Origin of the sequence: Myroides guanonis (assembly GCF_900114085.1) — a bacterium.
Taxonomy (GTDB): Bacteria; Bacteroidota; Bacteroidia; order Flavobacteriales; family Flavobacteriaceae; genus Flavobacterium; species Flavobacterium guanonis.
Window position 1 is genome coordinate 86,734 of sequence record NZ_FORU01000012.1, and the last position, 17,362, is coordinate 104,095.

Here is a 17,362-nt window from a genome sequence, read left to right on the forward strand (position 1 = left end):
GTTTAACTAAAATATTCTCGGGTTACAAGTTCGTCTAATTCAATTCTAGCGATTAAGTCTTCTAAATTATCGAACTTTTCTTCATCTCGAATTCTTTTATGAATAAAAACCTTCAGAGTTTGACCATATAAATCAGCATCAAAATCTAAATAATTCACTTCAATGGAATAAGGATGATCTTCAAATGTTGGATTAACACCTATACTCATCATACCGTGTACTAATTTTCCAGATATGTGAGACGACACAACATAAACTCCATTTCTAGGCACCAATTTATAACTTTCAGGGATTTGAATATTTGCAGTTGGAAACCCTAATTCACGTCCCATTTTTTTTCCATGCACTACAAATCCAGAAAAATTGTACTCATAACCCAAAAATTCATTTGCCAAATCAACATTACCTTCCAAAAGCGCCTTTCTTATTTTAGTAGAGCTAATAGACACATGATCTATTTCTTGAGCAGATATCTCCTCTACTTCAAAACCATATTTTAATCCATATCTTTTTAAATCATGAATATCAGCTGTTCTATCCTTTCCGAAACGGTGATCGTAACCAATAATAACCTTTCCGACATTAAATCGTTCAACCAAAACTTCACTAACAAACTCTTCTGCCGTCAATTGAGAAAAAGCTTCATCAAACTTATGAACCACCAAATTATCCAATCCATATTTCTCCAACAACTCCTTCTTTTCCTCCATTGTATTTAACAACTGTATACTATTATCTTGTTTCAATACCATTCTTGGATGAGGAAAGAAAGTTAAAACCAAACTCTCTGCTTTCATTTGTTGAGAAGCTGCCACCAACTTATCGATGATTTTTTGATGACCAATATGGACACCATCAAAAGTTCCCAAAGTAACAACCGTTTTAGTTGTAGCTTCAAATTCGTATATAGATGAAAAAGTTTTCAAAATTCTATTTTTATGCAAATCTAAAGCATTAGAGCTAATTAGAAAAGCGGTTTTAAACAATACTACCATCGTTTCGAGCTGATTAAACAGCATATAAAAAAAGTCGCCCCCTAAGAGCGACTTCATCTTATAAAATATGTGAAAAATTTTATTCCCTTCTTCCCATATAAATCATAACATAATACAAAAGAGTTCCAAGTGAAGAAATAGCTGCAACCACATAGGTCCTTGCCGCCCATTTCAAAGAATCTTTTGCTCCTGCCAACTCTTGTTGATTTACCATATGTTTTGACTCCAACCATTTTAAGGCCCTATTACTAGCATCATACTCTACAGGTAATGTTACTATAGAAAATAAAGTCGTAAGTGAAAACAACACTATACCAATCAATAATAATTGAGGAAATGACTGCAACATCAAAACCCCTCCTAATAAAAGCCATGGCATCACATTAGAAGCGATACTAACTGCAGGAACCAGCTTTGAACGCATCGTCAACCAATGATATGCAGTTGCATGTTGCACTGCGTGCCCAACCTCATGTGCAGCAACCGCAGCCGCAGCCGCATTTCTTTCATTATAAACCGCTTCACTTAAATTTACAGTTTTATCCATAGGATTGTAATGGTCCGTCAAACGTCCTGGAGTAGAAATAACACGAACATCACGTATACCGTGATCTAACAACATTTTTTGTGCAATTTCAGCACCACTCATTCCATTTTGCAAATGCACCTTTGAGTATTTTTCAAATTTGCTTTTCAACCTATAACCTACAAACCAACTTGCAAGCATAGTGGCAATCATGAAAATATAAATCATATCCCTTGTTTTTTTAAATGTTATACAAATTACACTGCAAAATATGCGCCATTTTTTTATTATGACATCATGACACAAAAAAAGGATTGCGAAATGCAATCCTTTTTTATTCTATTATAAATACCTTAGTACTATTTCAACTTTTTCTTAACCTCAACTTCTTGAAAAGCTTCGATTACGTCCAGCTCTCTAATATCGTTGTAGTTCTTAACTTGAATACCACAATCGTATCCTTTAGAAACTTCTTTTACATCATCCTTAAATCTTCTTAAAGCAGTTAATTCACCTGTATAGATAACAACTCCTTCTCTAATTAAGCGGATTCTTGAATTTCTAAATATTTTTCCGTCTGTAACCATACATCCAGCAATAGTTCCAACTTTAGATATTTTAAACAACTCTCTAATCTCAGCAGAACCAGTAACCTCTTCTTTCATCTCTGGAGATAACATACCCTCCATAGCGTCTTTAAGGTCATCAATCGCATCATAGATAATTGAGTAGTTTCTGATATCAATTTCTTCTTTATCTGCCAATTGCCTAGCATTACCCATTGGTCTTACGTTAAATCCAATAATGATCGCATCTGAAGCAGAAGCTAACAATACGTCAGATTCCGTAATAGCACCAACTCCTTTATGAATAATATTGATTTGGATTTCTTCTGTTGATAATTTCGAGAATGAATCTGAAAGCGCTTCAACCGAACCATCCACGTCTCCTTTAAGGATAATGTTCAGTTCTTTAAAGTCTCCTAACGCAATACGACGTCCAATCTCTGCAAGCGTAATATGTCTCTGAGTACGAACTGATTGCTCACGAATTAATTGTGTACGTTTTGCTGCAATCTGTTTTGCTTCTCTTTCTTCTTCAAATACATTGAATTTATCTCCAGCAGTTGAAGCTCCGTCCAATCCAAGTACAGAAACCGGTGTAGAAGGCCCTGCCTCTTTAACCACATTTCCACGCTCATCATGCATCGCTCTAACTTTTCCATGGTGCTTACCTGCAAGCATATAATCACCAACTCTTAAAGTACCAGCTTGAACTAATACTGTAGATATAAACCCTCTTCCTTTGTCAAGGAAAGCTTCCACTACAGTTCCAGTAGCAAGTTTATCTGGATTTGCTTTCAACTCTAACATTTCTGATTCTAAAAGTACTTTTTCAAGTAATTCTTTCATCCCCATACCGTGTTTCGCTGAAATATCTTGTGATTGATACGTTCCTCCCCAATCCTCTACTAAGAAATTCATGGCTGCTAACTTCTCCTTAATTTTCTCAGGATTTGCTGTAGGTTTATCAACTTTATTGATTGCAAAAATCATTGGTACACCAGCTGCTTGCGCGTGGCTAATCGCCTCTTTTGTTTGTGGCATGATGTCATCATCCGCAGCAATTACAATAATAACGATATCCGTAACCTGAGCTCCCCTTGCACGCATGGCTGTAAACGCCTCGTGACCAGGTGTATCTAAAAATGTGATTTTCTGACCACTTTCTAAAGTAACTCCATACGCACCAATATGCTGTGTAATTCCTCCTGACTCTCCTGCAATAACATTCGCTTTACGAACGTAATCTAACAATGAAGTCTTACCGTGATCCACGTGTCCCATTACGGTAACGATTGGAGCTCTCGGTTGAAGGTCTTCTGGATTGTCTTTTACTTCTTCAACTGCTTCATCTAAATCTGCTGTTGTAAAGTCAATTTCATATCCAAACTCATCAGCAACGATTGTTAATGTCTCAGCATCTAAACGCTGATTCATCGTAACCATGATACCTAATGACATACAAGTTCCAATAACTTTTGTAATTGGCACATCCATCATGGTTGCAATCTCTCCTACTGTAACGAACTCCGTTACTTTAAGAGTTTTGCTTCCTTCTTCCAATGCTCTTTGTTCATCATCCGTTTTCTTACGGTGAGTATCACGCTTATCTCTTCTGTATTTTGCAGCCTTATTACCTCTACCCTTACCTTGTAGACGTTCTAAGGTTTCTTTAATTTGGTTTTTTACTTCTTCTTCAGTAGGCTCTGCTTTTACAACTGGTGTTGTATTTCGACTATTACCTCCTCTTGGATTATTTCTACCTCCAAACTTATTACCTCCTGTTCCTGTTCCAGTACGCGGTGCTCCACCAGTTCTGTTTTGTCCAGTCCCTGTAGTAGCTGTTCCCGTTGCACCCGGTTTAGGCGGAATACGCTTGCGCTTATTTTTGTTAGCGGCTGCTCCTGTACCTGGTTTGGCTCCAGCAGCACCTTTCTTAACCTCTTCTTTCTTCTTCTTAGGCTTATCAAATTGAGTTAAGTCAATTGTTTTCCCAGTAAAAGTTGTACCTGAAAGCTTCTGGTAATTTGTTTTAATGATTTCATCACCTAATTTAGGCTCTTCAACAGATTCAGCTTTTTTAACTTCATCTTGTTTTACTTCTACTTGTTTCACTTCTGCTTGCTTAACAAACTCCTTCTTTGGAGCCGATTCTTTAACACCCTCTTTTGGTTTGTCTTCAGTCACTTGCTTAACCTGAACAGGAGCTTCTGAAACTTCAGCTTCTTTCTGTACTTGTTTAACAATTTGCTTCTCCTCCAATTTAGGAGTATCCACCTTCACGTCTTGACTTTCTTTCACCACCTCAGTAATCTTGTCTGAAGAAGATTTGCTTTTTTTAGGTTCAAGGTCAATTTTACCTACAGGCTTAATTGCAGCAATTTCTTTTGCTTTAGCTCTGATTATTTCTTGCTCTTTTTTGATACGCAACTCTTCTTGTTTACGCTTTTCTTCTATCTCCTTCTCACGCTCTTGCTTCAAAGCCTCTTTTTCTTTTCGCTTTTCTTCACTGACCTCTAAAGACGCTTCTTTCTTCCCCCTATCAGAAGAAAATTGCTTGCTCAAAACGCTATATTCCTCTTTTGAAATCTTTGCATTTGGACTCGCTTCAATCTCAACTCCCTTGCCTTTCAAAAAGTCCACGGCTCTGTCGAGAGAAATATTTAATTCCCTTAAAACTTTATTTATTCTTATTGCTCTTTCTTCAGACATATTATCTTTTTAGTGTATTTTAATGAGTTGTGTTGTTGTTAATTGTGACTTAGTCCTCTAGTTCTTCTTTTAGAATGCGCATTACATCTAAAATCGTCTCTTCTTCAAGATCCGTTCTTCGAACTAAATCTCCTACATCTTGTTTTAGAACACTACGAGCAGTGTCTAATCCAATTTTTGCAAATTCATCAATTACCCAACTTTCTATTTCGTCTTTGAATTCTTTCAACTCAACGTCGTCTTCAACTGAAAGATCAGCCACATCTCTCATAACGTCTAATTCATAGCCCGTTAGCATTCCTGCCAATTTAATATTCTGACCGCCTCTACCGATAGCTCTTGAAACTTCTTCTACATCTAAGTAAACACTCGCTTTCTTAGCCTCTTCATCTACTTTAATCATATTGATTTTAGCAGGTGATAAAGATCTGGTGATATACAACTGTATGTTATTTGTGTAATTGATAACATCAATATTTTCATTCCCTAACTCGCGAACGATACCATGGATACGAGACCCTTTCATACCAACACAAGCTCCTACTGGATCTATTCTATCATCATAAGAATCAACAGCCACTTTTGCTTTTTCACCAGGTATACGAACAACCTTCTTAATCGTGATAAGTCCATCAGCAACCTCAGGTATCTCTTGCTCAAAAAGTTTCTCTAAGAACTTCTCAGAAGTTCTTGACATAATGATTTGAGGTTTATTACCTTTCAATTCTACATTTTCGATTATACCTCTAACAGTATCTCCTTTTCTAAAAAAATCAGAAGGAATCTGTTTTTCCTTAGGCATAACCATTTCATTTCCTTCATCATCAACCAAAATTACAGCTTTTGGGCGAACATGATGTACTTCTGCTGAATAAATTTCACCTATCAAATCTTTAAACTGTTTGTAAAGATTTGTATTATCATGTTCGTGGATTTTAGAAATAAGATTCTGACGTAAAGCCAAAATAGCTCTTCTCCCTAATTGTATTAACTTAACCTCTTCGGAAACTTCTTCACCAACTTCGAAATCAGGTTCAATCTTTTGCGCTTCTGATAAAGAAATCTCAGAATTCTCATCTTCCACTTCCCCATCTGCAACTACTACCCTATTTCTCCATATCTCCATATCTCCCTTATCAGGATTTATGATTATATCAAAGTTATCGTCTGACCCATATTTCTTCTTCAATGCATTTCTAAATACATCTTCCAAAATTGCCATTAGTGTAACTCTATCGATAAGTTTGTCGTCTTTAAACTCCGAAAATGATTCAATTAATGCAATATTCTCCATGCGATATTATTTTTTAAAATGTAATTATAACAATTGCTTCTTTAATCTGATCATAAGCAACAGCCTCTTTCTTTTCAACTGTTACTTTACCTTTCCCTACAGCTTTTGACTCTCGGGCTTTCCACTCTAAAAAGATTTGAGTGTCATCGGCATCCACAATAGTAGCTTCATACTTTTCTTGAGATAAAGTTACTACTTTTAATTTTCTGCCAATATTTTTTTTGAATTGTCTAGGGAGCTTTAATGGCGATGTAGCACCAGCCGAAGCAACTTCTAATGAAAAATCTTGTTCCTCTCTATCCAAACTACTTTCGACTATGCGACTTACGTCAATACAATCTTGAAGTGTCACTCCATGATCTCCATCGATAGTAATGGTAATTTTATAATCTGCCGAGATTGTATAATCAATCAAAAAAAGGTCGGTATGTACCGCCATTGCTTGATCTATTAATTCTTTTACTTTTTCTTTAAACGCCATATCCTATAAAAAGAGGGGGCAAGTGCCCCCTCATTATTTAGTTCTTTCTATTAAATAACTGCGCAAATGTAAGCATTTATTTTATATAACTAAAACTTTTGTGTATTGATAATTATATTATTAACTTTATGTTTTGACAATTAACCCTAAAATTATTCACCAATCATATCAATTTTATGAAAAAGATTCTAGTGCCTACCGACTTTTCGCCTCATGCAAACAACGCTTTAAAAGCAGCAGCGAAAATCGCAAGCAAATGCCAAGCTGAAATACTTCTACTACATATACTTGAACTTCCTCAACAAGGCAGCGACAGCATTAATGTAGGAGCAGAGATTCCCGAAGTAATGTTTTTCAAAAATGCAGCCGAAAACAGACTCTTAGAATTAGCTCAATCCGAGATTCTAAAAAACCTTAGCGTATCTACTGCCCTTAAACTTGACAGAACCTCTTTAGGAGTAACAAAAACTGCCATCACCAATGATATTGACTTAATCATAATGGGATCTCACGGAGCCAGCGGATTCAAAGAATTTTTTATTGGATCTAACACTGAAAAAGTGGTTAGAACCTCAGATGTTCCCGTTCTTGTAATCAAAGAAGAAATTGAAGACTTCAACGTCTCTGACTTCGTTTTCGCCTCTGATTTTAGCGAGGGAATGAAAGAACCTTTTTTAAAAGCTCAAGAGTTCAATAAAATTTTTGGATCCATGTTCCATGTTCTAATGGTAAACACACCTAACAACTTCAAACCTACCCATGTTGCTGAAGAAATTTTTGAAGATTTCTTAGAAGACATCACAGACAAAGAATACGATTTATCCATATACAACGATCTAACCATCGAAAAAGGAATCCTAAATTTCTCTGAAAAAATTAACGCAGATTTAATTGGAATTAGCACACACGGAAGAAAAGGTTTAGCACATTTCTTCAATGGAAGCATCAGTGAAGATTTAGTCAATCACTCTCCAAAATCTGTAATGACTTTTAAAATATAATAAAAAAGTAGGCTACTCCGTTTTAAAGTAGCCTACTTTTTTACTTTTTACCATCTAATTTCTCTGACTCTTATTCGAGTCTTATTCGAGTCTTGTTCGGAAAACAGGTCCCTAGCCCCAATAAACACAGGAAATCCCCGAACAACACCCAAACAAACCACTATTTAAACATCACAATCAACTGATTTTAAATGTCTTAAAGTATCAAATAAATCAAAATTGCTCACAATAATCACATTTAAAACCCAACGTTACTTTTTTCGCTATATTACGCGAACTATCTCTCATATATTTTCACTAACGCTATAACAAAACTTTATACTCACATAAATAACACTACTTCAAAACAAAAGGAAAAATATTCATAAGACATAAAAAAACAGCAGTAAACAAAAGTCTACTACTGTTTTCTATACCCTTTTAATAACACAATCCCTATACCACTATTTCAGTGACTAGTCAAAATCAACAGACTAATCCAGTATCTCTATTTGACTATCCGATATTTTATTAATAGGAATAAAATTCTTTTTTCCATCAACCAATAAACATAAGTATACATTATCAATCGCAATCACATACCCTTCTAACTCATTGTTTATCTTTATTCTCTTTCCTATCTCAATATTCTTTCTTGCATAAAAAGAATTTAGCAATCTCGCCACCATATCCTTAGACCCAAGCCCAAGCGACAAGACTATTACAAGCATTATCGCACCAACTACAATAGAAATATTACTCGTTATAACATCGGTATTTATCCCAGCCTGATTCAACGCAGTAATACCCACGAAGACAAAAACAATATAAAAAACCAAAGCCCCAACAAATCTCGCTCCTGAAAAGTCAATAGCCTTCAAAACACCAACAATTGTCTTTTTCAACCAAGATGCGAAATACACCCCAGCAACCAACATAGCTAAAGCTATAAACAATTTTGGCATATAACTAACGAAATTTCCAACCTCTCTTGAAACAATCTCAAGCCCAAACAACTCAGCACCAACCACCACTAAAAGAAGAATTACAAAAATCTTTATAAAAGAAATCACAATCCTCTCAATCCTCATCTCAACACTCAACTTACCAAATAGCTCATTTTTATCAAAAACTTCTTGTAGTTTTTCAATATGCAAGAAACGCAATATCTTCTTAAATAAATACACCGTTAACTTCAACAACAACCAACTAATGACTACGTATAAAACCAAAAGTAAAAAACCAACTAGCCCCTTCACCAAAACATCAATAAATGTACTAGCTGAAGCTACAGAATATTCAACTATATAATCAATCATCACTCTTATCTTTATTTAATTTATCTTCTATTATTTCCTTTTCCTCTGCAGCCCCCTCAATCATACTATGTAAAGCCTTCGGCAATTCAACCGCATACAACCCCGTAACATCTAATGTTAACTTAATAAAATTAACGTTATCTATAACCCTTTCTTTAAGATACTCAGGTAATTTTTCGTCTTGCAATATTTTTTTAAATGGATTAGACATAATTACAAAGAGTTATAAATTTCAACAATCTTTTTCTTAGCACGGTGTAATCTCATCTTAACCGCACTCTCTCCAACTTCCAACATCAAAGACATTTCCCTCACAGACATATCATCCTGATACTTCATAAGTAAAACTACCTTATCAGCTGGCTCTATCTGCTGTAAAGACATCTTTAATTTATCTGTCGCTAACGAGAAAATTTCATCATCAGAAATCTCATCCTCTACCCCAGCAACCCCTTCATACACTTGTTCCAAATTAACCTCTATCCTTTTCTTTTTCACCTCTCTATTATAATGATTCACACAGTGATTATAAGTAAAAGAATAAAGCCAAGTAGAAAATTTAGAATCTCCCCTAAATGATTTTAACTTCACATAAATACCTACAAATATATCCTGCACCAAATCATCAACTTCATCACTCTGCGAAACGAAATTCCTACATTTAGCATAAACTAATTGAGCATATCGATCATAAAGTTCCCCAAAAGCAGTAGTATCCCCAGAAGACACAATCCTCCGAATCAATTCGTCATCACTAAACTCCGACAGTTTCTTCATAGATTAACATAGATCACAGCCTCTACATCGACAAACTGCTTACATTTTATATTTATTAGACACATAACAATTAGGAAAGTCACACTCTGTGTAAGATTTAACGCAACTGAGTCAACTTCGCTACATATTTTCCAATCACATCAAATTCTAAATTCACTTCAGAACCTATTATGTAATTTTTAAAAATAGTGTGCTCTAAAGTATATGGTATAATTGCAACTTTAAAGCTTGAAACCCCAGAATCAACAACTGTAAGACTCACCCCATCTATAGTAATAGACCCTTTTTCAATAGTTATATTTTTCAAAAAACCGTCATATTCAAATCCAAAATACACACTCCCAGAAACATCCTCAATAGACACACACCTTCCTTTTTGATCTACATGCCCTTGAACTATATGCCCATCAAGTCTTGCATTCATAAGCATCGCACGCTCCAAATTAACTTCATCACCCGCTTCCCAATCACCAATAGTGGTTTTCTCTATAGTTTCTTTCACAGCTTGAATCACATAAGAATCACCATCTATAGCCACTACTGTCAAACAAATACCGTTATGCAATACACTTTGATCTATTTTCAACTCAGTAGTAAAACCAGAGCTTACCATAATATTCAAGTTAGTCAGATTCTGCTCAATTTTCTCTACCTTACCAATAGTTTCAACTATACCTGTAAACATACCTAGAAATATTTTATTAAATTTGCATCAAAATTAGTAATAATTAGCGTAGTTATGAGTTACAAAGAAAAAAATATAATACTTGGTATATCAATCGGAGATTTAAATGGAATTGGAACCGAAGTAATACTTAAAAGCCTTGAAGACAATCGCATACTAGAACTTTGTACTCCTGTAATATTCGGAAACTCAAAACCCTTATCCTATATAAAGAAAATCACAAAAATCAACACTCAAATACAAGGTATTGATGATCTCGAACAAATTATTCCAGGCAAAGTGAATGTTTTAAATATCTGGAAAGAGAATATTAACATTGACTTTGGCACTAACGACCCTCAAATTGGAGAACTCGCCATTAAGTCATTTGTTGAAGCAACAGAAGCCCTAAAAGCCGATAAAATAGACATCTTAGTAACAGCCCCAATTAACAAATACAACATTCAAAACGAATCATTCAAACACCCTGGACACACCGACTATCTGAATGAGCAATTAGAAGGTAACGCCCTAATGCTATTAGTTAATGACAACCTTCGAGTTGGCTTATTAACAGACCATCTACCTCTTAAAGATGTAGCAAAAGCATTAACTCCAGAATTGATTGAACAAAAAGTTCGCACAATAAACAATTCTCTTATTGAAGATTTCCATATTTTCAAACCAAGAATTGCCGTTTTGGGACTAAATCCACATAGCGGAGACGAAGGCATTATAGGGGAAGAAGAACAAACGATAATGATTCCTACTATAAAAAAACTTTTTAATGAAGGCATTCTAGTGTCAGGCCCTTTCCCAGCAGATGGTTTCTTTGGTTCAAGTACTTATCAGAAATTCGATGCAATTATCGCATGTTATCACGACCAAGGACTCACACCTTTTAAAACCCTATCATTTGGAAACGGAGTAAATTATACCGCTGGACTAAACAAAGTCAGAACATCACCAGACCACGGAACCGCTTATGACATAGCAGGAAAAGGAATAGCTAACGAAACTTCTTTTAGAGAAGCTATCTACTTAGCAATTGATATTTTCAACAAAAGAAAAATCAACATCGAAATAAACGCTGACCGCTTACCGACTCAGCAAAAACAAATTACAACAAAAAAAAGTCAGTAACGCGCTTGTAATTATAATTATTTTATATCTTTGCACGCTCAAATCATGTTTACCATGAAAATAGAAAATGAGTTTTTAATACCTTTTTCAGGATTAAAAACAGGCAAGCATACTTTTGAATTCCTTATAGACAACCGTTTTTTCGAGAACTATGACTATTCAGATTTCAACCGCATAAAGGCCGAAGCAGTCGTTCTTTTAAATAAAAAAAGCACGCTTTTGGAACTCAATATTGAATTCAAAGGCATTGCTAATGTACCATGTGATGTTACAGGACAAGATTTTGACATGCCTATTGAAGGAAGTCTAGATTTAATTGTAAAGTTTGGGGATTCATTTAACAATGACCACGATGAAATCGTTATAATTCCCTTTACCGAACACCAAATCGACATTTCTCATTATCTTTACGAACTAATTGTGCTAGCGATACCACAAAAAAGGGTTCATCCGGGGATTGAAAATGGAACATTGGAATCTGAAGCCCTTGAATACTTAGGCTATTATGAAGAAACCGAAGAAGAAACTGAACAAGAGATTGAACAAGAGAATAATGAAATAGACCCTCGTTGGGAAAAATTAAAAAAACTATTAACGGATAAATAATATAGTAAAATGGCACATCCAAAGAGAAAGACCTCGAAAACAAGAAGAGATAAAAGAAGAACACACTACAAAGCTGTGGCTCCTACAATCGCTACATGTGCAGTAACTGGTGAGGCTCATCTTTACCACAGAGCATACTGGCATGAAGGAAAAATGTACTACAGAGGACAAGTTGTTATCGACAAAACAACTGCAGTAGAGGCATAAGCTTTTTAAAAAAGTAAACAAAAAACTCTCACACGTTGTGAGAGTTTTTTTTGTTATTAAATACCTAAAAAATCAAAAACAATAACTCTTAAAGGCTTATTGGTTTTTTTTTTGTAATTTTCACCTCTTTTTGGAATGTTTTTATTAAAATACAACTCCTCATATGACTAAAATAAATGCTGCCATTACGGCCGTGGGATGTTTTTTACCCGAAACCAAGCTGACTAATTCAGATCTTGAGAAGATGGTGGACACAAACGACGAATGGATCACAACGAGAACTGGAATCAAAGAACGCAGAATCCTTAAAGTTGAAGGAGCTGGTTCATCTTATATGGCAATCAAAGCCGCACAAAATTTGCTAGACAAATCTGGAGTTGATCCTAAAGAAATAGATCTAATCATTCTTTCAACAGCTACTCCAGACATGCCAGTTGCCACAACAGGCGTATATGTTGCTACACAAATTGGAGCTACTAATGCATTTGCATTTGATTTACAAGCTGCTTGCTCAAGCTTCCTTTATGGTATATCCGTAGCATCATCTTACATCGAGTCTGGAAGATATAAAAAGGTATTACTTATTGGAACAGATAAAATGTCTTCAATAATCGACTATACCGATCGTGCCACTTGTATCATTTTCGGTGATGGAGCAGGCGCAGCTTTATTCGAACCAAATCACGAAGGTCTAGGCTTTCAAGATGAATACCTTAGAAGTGATGGCATAGGTCGTCAATACCTAAAAATTGATGCAGGCGGATCAATACTCCCGGCATCAACCGAAACTGTCAACAACAAACAGCACTATGTTTTCCAAGACGGAAAAACAGTTTTCAAATATGCTGTCTCTAACATGGCTCATGTTAGCGAAAAGATTATGGAGCGTAACAACCTATCACATGAAGATGTAGATTGGCTAGCTGCCCACCAAGCAAACAAACGTATTATCGACGCTACCGCCCACAGAATGGGACTAGAAGACTCTAAAGTTCTAATGAACATAGAACGATATGGAAACACCACATCGGCAACATTACCCCTTTTACTTTGCGACTTTGAAGACAAACTAAAGAAAGGCGACAATATTATATTCGCTTCGTTTGGTGGAGGATTCACTTGGGGCGCAATTTATTTAAAATGGGCATATAACAAACAATAGAAAACAACTTAACTAATAGGAAAGTATGGACATTAAAGAAATTCAAAATTTAATTAGATTCGTAGCGAAATCTGGCGCAACTGAAGTAAAATTAGAAATGGACGACTTCAAAATCACCATTAAAACTACTGAAACAGGAACTACTGAAACCACTTACATTCAACAAGTCCCTGTAACATCAGCGCTTCCTCAAGCAGCCGCTGCACAACCTGCCACACCATCTGCTGGAGCACCTGCAGTAGCACAAGAAGCTGTAGCTGATGAAAACTCTAAATACATTACTATTAAATCTCCAATTATTGGAACTTTCTACAGAAAACCAGCACCAGACAAAGATGCTTTTGCTGAAGTTGGTAAAACAATCAAAACTGGTGATGTAGTATGTGTAATCGAAGCCATGAAATTATTCAATGAAATCGAATCAGAAATTTCTGGTAAGATTGTAAAAGTATTAGTTGATGACGCTTCACCAGTAGAATTTGATCAACCATTATTCTTGGTAGATCCATCTTAAGAAATTAATCAAAAGAACAATTCCTCATCAAAAAGGAATTTATCAAACTTCAATTCTAAAATTTCAAGAGATGTTTAAAAAGATATTAATAGCAAACAGAGGGGAGATAGCTCTTAGAATTATCAGAACCTGTAAAGAAATGGGCATTAAAACAGTAGCTGTTTATTCTACTGCAGATGCTGATAGCTTACACGTACGCTTTGCAGATGAAGCAGTTTGTATTGGTCCACCACCAAGCAATCTTTCTTATTTGAAAATCTCAAATATAATTGCAGCTGCTGAAATCACAAATGCCGACGCAATTCACCCAGGATACGGATTCTTATCAGAAAACGCAAAATTCTCAAAAATATGTGAAGAACATGGAGTAAAATTCATCGGAGCTTCACCTTCAATGATTGAGAAAATGGGAGATAAAGCTACGGCAAAAGAAACCATGAAAAAAGCCGGAGTTCCAACAGTACCTGGCTCAGAAGGTCTTCTTGAATCACTTGAACACGCTAAAAAAGTCGCTAAAGAAATTGGTCTTCCAGTTATGATGAAAGCTACAGCTGGTGGTGGTGGTCGAGGAATGAGAGAAATATGGAAAATTGAAGATCTAGACAAATCTTGGGAAAGTGCTCGTCAAGAATCTGCAGCAGCATTCGGGAATGACGGAATGTATATGGAGAAACTTATTGTAGACCCTAGACATATCGAAATTCAAGTAGTAGGAGACTCTTATGGCAAAGCATGTCACTTATCTGAAAGAGACTGCTCTATTCAAAGAAGACATCAAAAACTTACAGAGGAAACCCCTTCTCCATTCATGACAGATGAACTTAGAGAAAAAATGGGACTAGCCGCTGTAAAAGCAGCAGAATACATAGGCTATGAAGGAGCGGGAACTATTGAATTTTTAGTTGATAAAGACCGTAATTTCTATTTCATGGAAATGAATACTCGTATCCAGGTAGAACACCCAATCACCGAACAAGTTATAGACTATGACTTGATTAGAGAACAAATTTTAGTAGCTGCGGGTGTACCTATTTCAGGAAAAAACTACTTACCTAAATTACACTCTATTGAATGTCGTATCAATGCAGAGGATCCTTTTAATGACTTTAGACCGTCACCAGGAAGAATCACTACATTGCACGCACCAGGAGGACATGGAGTTCGCTTAGACACCCACGTATACTCAGGCTATACTATTCCCCCAAATTATGATTCAATGATCGCTAAACTAATTACTACCGCTCAAACAAGAGAAGAAGCAATTAGTAAAATGAAACGCGCATTAGATGAGTTTGTAATAGAAGGAATAAAAACTACAATTCCATTCCACAGACAATTAATGGATGACCCGAACTATGTGGCTGGTAATTATACTACCGCATTTATGGAGACATTCAAGATAAAACCCTTGGAACAAGAATAACGAAAAACAGAGATCAACACAATGATCTCTGTTTTTTTTTCAACATATATTAAAAATAATTAATTTTTTTTAATAAATAAACTTGTCAAATGCAAAAATAGATTATCTTTGAGGCATAATATTTATTTTTAAAAAAAATGCAAACAGGCAAAGTTAAATTCTTCAACGAAGAAAAAGGTTACGGATTCATTACAAACGAACAAACTGGAAGTGATATTTTCGTTCACGCATCTGGATTAAAAGACGGAGAATTACAAGAAGGTGTACGCGTTTCTTACGTAGAGGAAGAAGGCAGAAAAGGTAGAGTTGCCGCACAAGTAGAGGTAATAGAAGATTAATTATATATTTTTTTTCAAATTGCTTACAACCGTTCTCAAAAAGAACGGTTTTTTTGTGCTTATACCCCACCTAATACTTAGAATGATTATAAATTACATACATTAACTACTTATGCCCTCTAGTGCTATGTCATAAAATTTGTTATAATCCTCCATCCACGTATATTTGTATCTTATTCAATAATTTTATCGATATGCAATCACAGTTAGATTTTATTCCAATTTTAATGCAACTTGCATTTGCAGCAGGATTTGTATCATTAACTGTTTTTATTTCAGGATATTTAGGTCCTAAAAGAAGCTCTAAAAACAAAGATGTAAACTTCGAATGTGGAGTAGAATCTATTGGTAATGCACGTATCCCCTTCAATATCCGATATTTCTTAGTCGCAATACTTTTCGTACTTTTTGATGTAGAGGTTATCTTCTTATACCCTTGGGCAGTAAACTTTCAAGAATTAGGTTGGGATGGCTTTTGGAAAATGGGAATATTTTTATTCTTATTGGTAGTTGGTTTGTTATACGAATTCAAGAAAAAAGGCCTTGAGTGGGATTAAATTTTAAAGACATGAGTGAAAAATCAAAACATACAATGGTTGAAGCTCCAGAAGGTTTTTCTGGAGAGGGCTTTTTTGCAACAAAATTGACTGAGGTTGTAGGATTAGCTAGAGCAAATTCTTTGTGGCCGTTACCTTTTGCAACATCTTGTTGTGGTATAGAATTTATGGCTACAATGGCTGCTACTTATGATGTGGCGCGATTTGGATCTGAACGTATGAGCTTCTCTCCAAGACAAGCTGATATGTTATTAGTAATGGGTACTATTTCAAAAAAAATGGCACCAATTCTAAGACAAGTATATGAACAAATGGCAGAACCTAGATGGGTAATCGCCGTTGGTGCATGTGCTAGTTCAGGTGGTATTTTCGATACTTACTCAGTCTTGCAAGGTATTGATAAAGTAATTCCTGTTGACGTTTATGTCCCAGGTTGCCCTCCAAGACCAGAACAGATTCTAGACGGTATCTTACGTTTGCAAGAAATTGTAAAAGCAGAACCACTAAACAGACGAGGATCAGAGAAATACAAAGAATTATTAAACTCTTATAACATTAAATAATATGGCTTTAGAGAATAATGTTATTCAAGATAAACTAATTGAAACTTTTGGTTTAGAAGTAAGTGACTTCCATCAGGAACACGATATCTTTTCCTTTGAGGTTTCACCGAACGCTATACACGAAGTAATTAAATATCTAAAAGAAGACCCTACTCTACGTTTTAATTTTTTAACAGATGTTTGTGGTATTCATTATCCAGATTATACAGAGGACAGACAACTAGCTGTTGTTTATCATTTACATAATTGGTTTGACAATAAAAGAATTCGAATCAAATCTTTTTTAAACATCAAGAATCCTATTATTGATTCTATGTCAGATTTATTCTTAAGTTCAAATTGGCAAGAGCGTGAAACTTATGACTTTTATGGTATAAAATTCAGAAATCACCCACAGTTAAAACGAATTTTAAATATGGATGAAATGGAATCTTTTCCAATGAGAAAAGAGTTTCCATTAGAAGACGGAGGAAGAACTGACAAAGACGACAGATTCTTTGGAAGAACCGTACATAACTGTTAATTCAACTGATTCAGA

20 protein-coding genes are annotated in these 17,362 nt (G+C 35.3%); 11 read left to right on the plus strand and 9 right to left on the minus strand.

The annotated features are described in order from the left end of the window. Positions 1–2: 2 nt before the first annotated feature. The 5 genes from BM024_RS10450 to rimP all read right to left on the minus strand — a co-directional run bounded on the left by BM024_RS10450 (position 3) and on the right by rimP (position 6,571). Positions 3–926 carry a bifunctional riboflavin kinase/FAD synthetase gene (locus BM024_RS10450; RefSeq protein ID WP_090680032.1) on the minus strand — a complete coding sequence of 308 codons (924 nt, stop codon included), beginning with the start codon at positions 924–926 and terminating at the stop codon, positions 3–5. Positions 927–1,074: 148 nt separating this feature from the next. Beyond that, positions 1,075–1,749, minus strand: coding sequence for a zinc metallopeptidase (locus tag BM024_RS10455; RefSeq protein WP_090679974.1), 675 nt, complete (start codon positions 1,747–1,749; stop codon positions 1,075–1,077). A gap of 131 nt (positions 1,750–1,880) precedes the next feature. Then, the gene (gene infB, locus BM024_RS10460) at positions 1,881–4,796 is read right to left on the minus strand and encodes a translation initiation factor IF-2 (RefSeq protein ID WP_090679976.1); all 2,916 of its coding nucleotides are present in this window, start codon (positions 4,794–4,796) and stop codon (positions 1,881–1,883) included. Between the two features lie 49 nt (positions 4,797–4,845). After that, the gene (nusA, locus tag BM024_RS10465) at positions 4,846–6,090 is read right to left on the minus strand and encodes a transcription termination factor NusA (RefSeq protein ID WP_090679978.1); all 1,245 of its coding nucleotides are present in this window, start codon (positions 6,088–6,090) and stop codon (positions 4,846–4,848) included. Between the two features lie 13 nt (positions 6,091–6,103). Beyond that, the gene (rimP, locus tag BM024_RS10470) at positions 6,104–6,571 is read right to left on the minus strand and encodes a ribosome assembly cofactor RimP (protein ID WP_090679980.1); all 468 of its coding nucleotides are present in this window, start codon (positions 6,569–6,571) and stop codon (positions 6,104–6,106) included. Between the two features lie 176 nt (positions 6,572–6,747). Here rimP and BM024_RS10475 point away from each other — a divergent pair, with 176 nt between their 5' ends. Next, positions 6,748–7,572, plus strand: coding sequence for a universal stress protein (locus tag BM024_RS10475; RefSeq protein WP_090679982.1), 825 nt, complete (start codon positions 6,748–6,750; stop codon positions 7,570–7,572). Positions 7,573–8,045: 473 nt separating this feature from the next. Here the strand turns inward: BM024_RS10475 and BM024_RS10480 are convergent, their stop codons facing one another. From BM024_RS10480 to BM024_RS10495, 4 genes are all read right to left on the minus strand, one after another. After that, entirely contained in the window at positions 8,046–8,870 is an 825-nt protein-coding gene (locus BM024_RS10480) for a mechanosensitive ion channel family protein (RefSeq protein ID WP_090679983.1), read from the minus strand. Beyond that, the gene (locus BM024_RS10485) at positions 8,863–9,081 is read right to left on the minus strand and encodes a hypothetical protein (protein WP_090679985.1); all 219 of its coding nucleotides are present in this window, start codon (positions 9,079–9,081) and stop codon (positions 8,863–8,865) included. The genes BM024_RS10480 and BM024_RS10485 overlap by 8 nt, the downstream gene beginning before the upstream one ends. Positions 9,082–9,083: 2 nt before the next feature. Beyond that, positions 9,084–9,647: an RNA polymerase sigma factor gene (locus BM024_RS10490; RefSeq protein WP_090679987.1), complete on the minus strand. Its 564-nt coding sequence runs from the start codon at positions 9,645–9,647 to the stop codon at positions 9,084–9,086. A 97-nt stretch (positions 9,648–9,744) separates the two neighbouring features. After that, entirely contained in the window at positions 9,745–10,332 is a 588-nt protein-coding gene (locus tag BM024_RS10495; RefSeq protein WP_090679989.1) for a riboflavin synthase, read from the minus strand. Between the two features lie 54 nt (positions 10,333–10,386). Between BM024_RS10495 and pdxA the strand changes: the two genes are divergently transcribed. The 10 genes from pdxA (at position 10,387) to BM024_RS10545 (ending at position 17,347) form a co-directional block, all read left to right on the plus strand. Then, positions 10,387–11,454 carry a 4-hydroxythreonine-4-phosphate dehydrogenase PdxA gene (pdxA, locus tag BM024_RS10500; RefSeq protein ID WP_090679991.1) on the plus strand — a complete coding sequence of 356 codons (1,068 nt, stop codon included), beginning with the start codon at positions 10,387–10,389 and terminating at the stop codon, positions 11,452–11,454. Between the two features lie 54 nt (positions 11,455–11,508). Next, positions 11,509–12,060 (plus strand): YceD family protein, encoded by a 552-nt coding sequence (locus BM024_RS10505; RefSeq protein WP_090679993.1) that lies wholly within the window; start codon positions 11,509–11,511, stop codon positions 12,058–12,060. Between the two features lie 9 nt (positions 12,061–12,069). Next, a complete protein-coding gene (gene rpmF / locus BM024_RS10510; protein WP_090679995.1) occupies positions 12,070–12,267 on the plus strand; it encodes a 50S ribosomal protein L32 in 198 nt (65 codons plus the stop codon). A 163-nt stretch (positions 12,268–12,430) separates the two neighbouring features. Beyond that, the gene (locus tag BM024_RS10515; protein WP_090679997.1) at positions 12,431–13,429 is read left to right on the plus strand and encodes a beta-ketoacyl-ACP synthase III; all 999 of its coding nucleotides are present in this window, start codon (positions 12,431–12,433) and stop codon (positions 13,427–13,429) included. Positions 13,430–13,454: 25 nt separating this feature from the next. Further along, positions 13,455–13,943 carry an acetyl-CoA carboxylase biotin carboxyl carrier protein gene (gene accB, locus BM024_RS10520; RefSeq protein ID WP_090679999.1) on the plus strand — a complete coding sequence of 163 codons (489 nt, stop codon included), beginning with the start codon at positions 13,455–13,457 and terminating at the stop codon, positions 13,941–13,943. Between the two features lie 70 nt (positions 13,944–14,013). Next, positions 14,014–15,366 carry an acetyl-CoA carboxylase biotin carboxylase subunit gene (gene accC, locus BM024_RS10525; protein ID WP_090680001.1) on the plus strand — a complete coding sequence of 451 codons (1,353 nt, stop codon included), beginning with the start codon at positions 14,014–14,016 and terminating at the stop codon, positions 15,364–15,366. Between the two features lie 137 nt (positions 15,367–15,503). Beyond that, positions 15,504–15,704 carry a cold-shock protein gene (locus BM024_RS10530; protein WP_090680002.1) on the plus strand — a complete coding sequence of 67 codons (201 nt, stop codon included), beginning with the start codon at positions 15,504–15,506 and terminating at the stop codon, positions 15,702–15,704. 194 nt (positions 15,705–15,898) lie between these two features. Then, positions 15,899–16,261, plus strand: coding sequence for an NADH-quinone oxidoreductase subunit A (locus tag BM024_RS10535; RefSeq protein WP_090680004.1), 363 nt, complete (start codon positions 15,899–15,901; stop codon positions 16,259–16,261). Positions 16,262–16,272: 11 nt separating this feature from the next. Then, the gene (locus BM024_RS10540; RefSeq protein ID WP_090680035.1) at positions 16,273–16,824 is read left to right on the plus strand and encodes an NADH-quinone oxidoreductase subunit B; all 552 of its coding nucleotides are present in this window, start codon (positions 16,273–16,275) and stop codon (positions 16,822–16,824) included. A gap of 1 nt (position 16,825) precedes the next feature. Beyond that, positions 16,826–17,347 (plus strand): NADH-quinone oxidoreductase subunit C, encoded by a 522-nt coding sequence (locus tag BM024_RS10545; RefSeq protein ID WP_090680006.1) that lies wholly within the window; start codon positions 16,826–16,828, stop codon positions 17,345–17,347. Positions 17,348–17,362 lie beyond the last annotated feature (15 nt).

Excerpts from the sequence above, each read along its gene's own strand:
- accB (WP_090679999.1), top strand. The coding sequence starts at position 13,455 with ATGGACATTAAAGAAATTCAAAATTTAATTAGATTCGTAGCGAAATCT.
- rpmF (WP_090679995.1), top strand. The coding sequence starts at position 12,070 with ATGGCACATCCAAAGAGAAAGACCTCGAAAACAAGAAGAGATAAAAGA.
- nusA (WP_090679978.1), bottom strand. The coding sequence starts at position 6,090 with ATGGAGAATATTGCATTAATTGAATCATTTTCGGAGTTTAAAGACGAC.
- rimP (WP_090679980.1), bottom strand. The coding sequence starts at position 6,571 with ATGGCGTTTAAAGAAAAAGTAAAAGAATTAATAGATCAAGCAATGGCG.
- BM024_RS10455 (WP_090679974.1), bottom strand. The coding sequence starts at position 1,749 with ATGATTTATATTTTCATGATTGCCACTATGCTTGCAAGTTGGTTTGTA.
- BM024_RS10540 (WP_090680035.1), top strand. The coding sequence starts at position 16,273 with ATGAGTGAAAAATCAAAACATACAATGGTTGAAGCTCCAGAAGGTTTT.
- infB (WP_090679976.1), bottom strand. The coding sequence starts at position 4,796 with ATGTCTGAAGAAAGAGCAATAAGAATAAATAAAGTTTTAAGGGAATTA.
- BM024_RS10515 (WP_090679997.1), top strand. The coding sequence starts at position 12,431 with ATGACTAAAATAAATGCTGCCATTACGGCCGTGGGATGTTTTTTACCC.
- BM024_RS10490 (WP_090679987.1), bottom strand. The coding sequence starts at position 9,647 with ATGAAGAAACTGTCGGAGTTTAGTGATGACGAATTGATTCGGAGGATT.
- BM024_RS10495 (WP_090679989.1), bottom strand. The coding sequence starts at position 10,332 with ATGTTTACAGGTATAGTTGAAACTATTGGTAAGGTAGAGAAAATTGAG.
- BM024_RS10485 (WP_090679985.1), bottom strand. The coding sequence starts at position 9,081 with ATGTCTAATCCATTTAAAAAAATATTGCAAGACGAAAAATTACCTGAG.
- pdxA (WP_090679991.1), top strand. The coding sequence starts at position 10,387 with ATGAGTTACAAAGAAAAAAATATAATACTTGGTATATCAATCGGAGAT.
- BM024_RS10475 (WP_090679982.1), top strand. The coding sequence starts at position 6,748 with ATGAAAAAGATTCTAGTGCCTACCGACTTTTCGCCTCATGCAAACAAC.
- BM024_RS10530 (WP_090680002.1), top strand. The coding sequence starts at position 15,504 with ATGCAAACAGGCAAAGTTAAATTCTTCAACGAAGAAAAAGGTTACGGA.
- BM024_RS10535 (WP_090680004.1), top strand. The coding sequence starts at position 15,899 with ATGCAATCACAGTTAGATTTTATTCCAATTTTAATGCAACTTGCATTT.
- BM024_RS10480 (WP_090679983.1), bottom strand. The coding sequence starts at position 8,870 with ATGATTGATTATATAGTTGAATATTCTGTAGCTTCAGCTAGTACATTT.
- BM024_RS10505 (WP_090679993.1), top strand. The coding sequence starts at position 11,509 with ATGAAAATAGAAAATGAGTTTTTAATACCTTTTTCAGGATTAAAAACA.
- BM024_RS10545 (WP_090680006.1), top strand. The coding sequence starts at position 16,826 with ATGGCTTTAGAGAATAATGTTATTCAAGATAAACTAATTGAAACTTTT.
- accC (WP_090680001.1), top strand. The coding sequence starts at position 14,014 with ATGTTTAAAAAGATATTAATAGCAAACAGAGGGGAGATAGCTCTTAGA.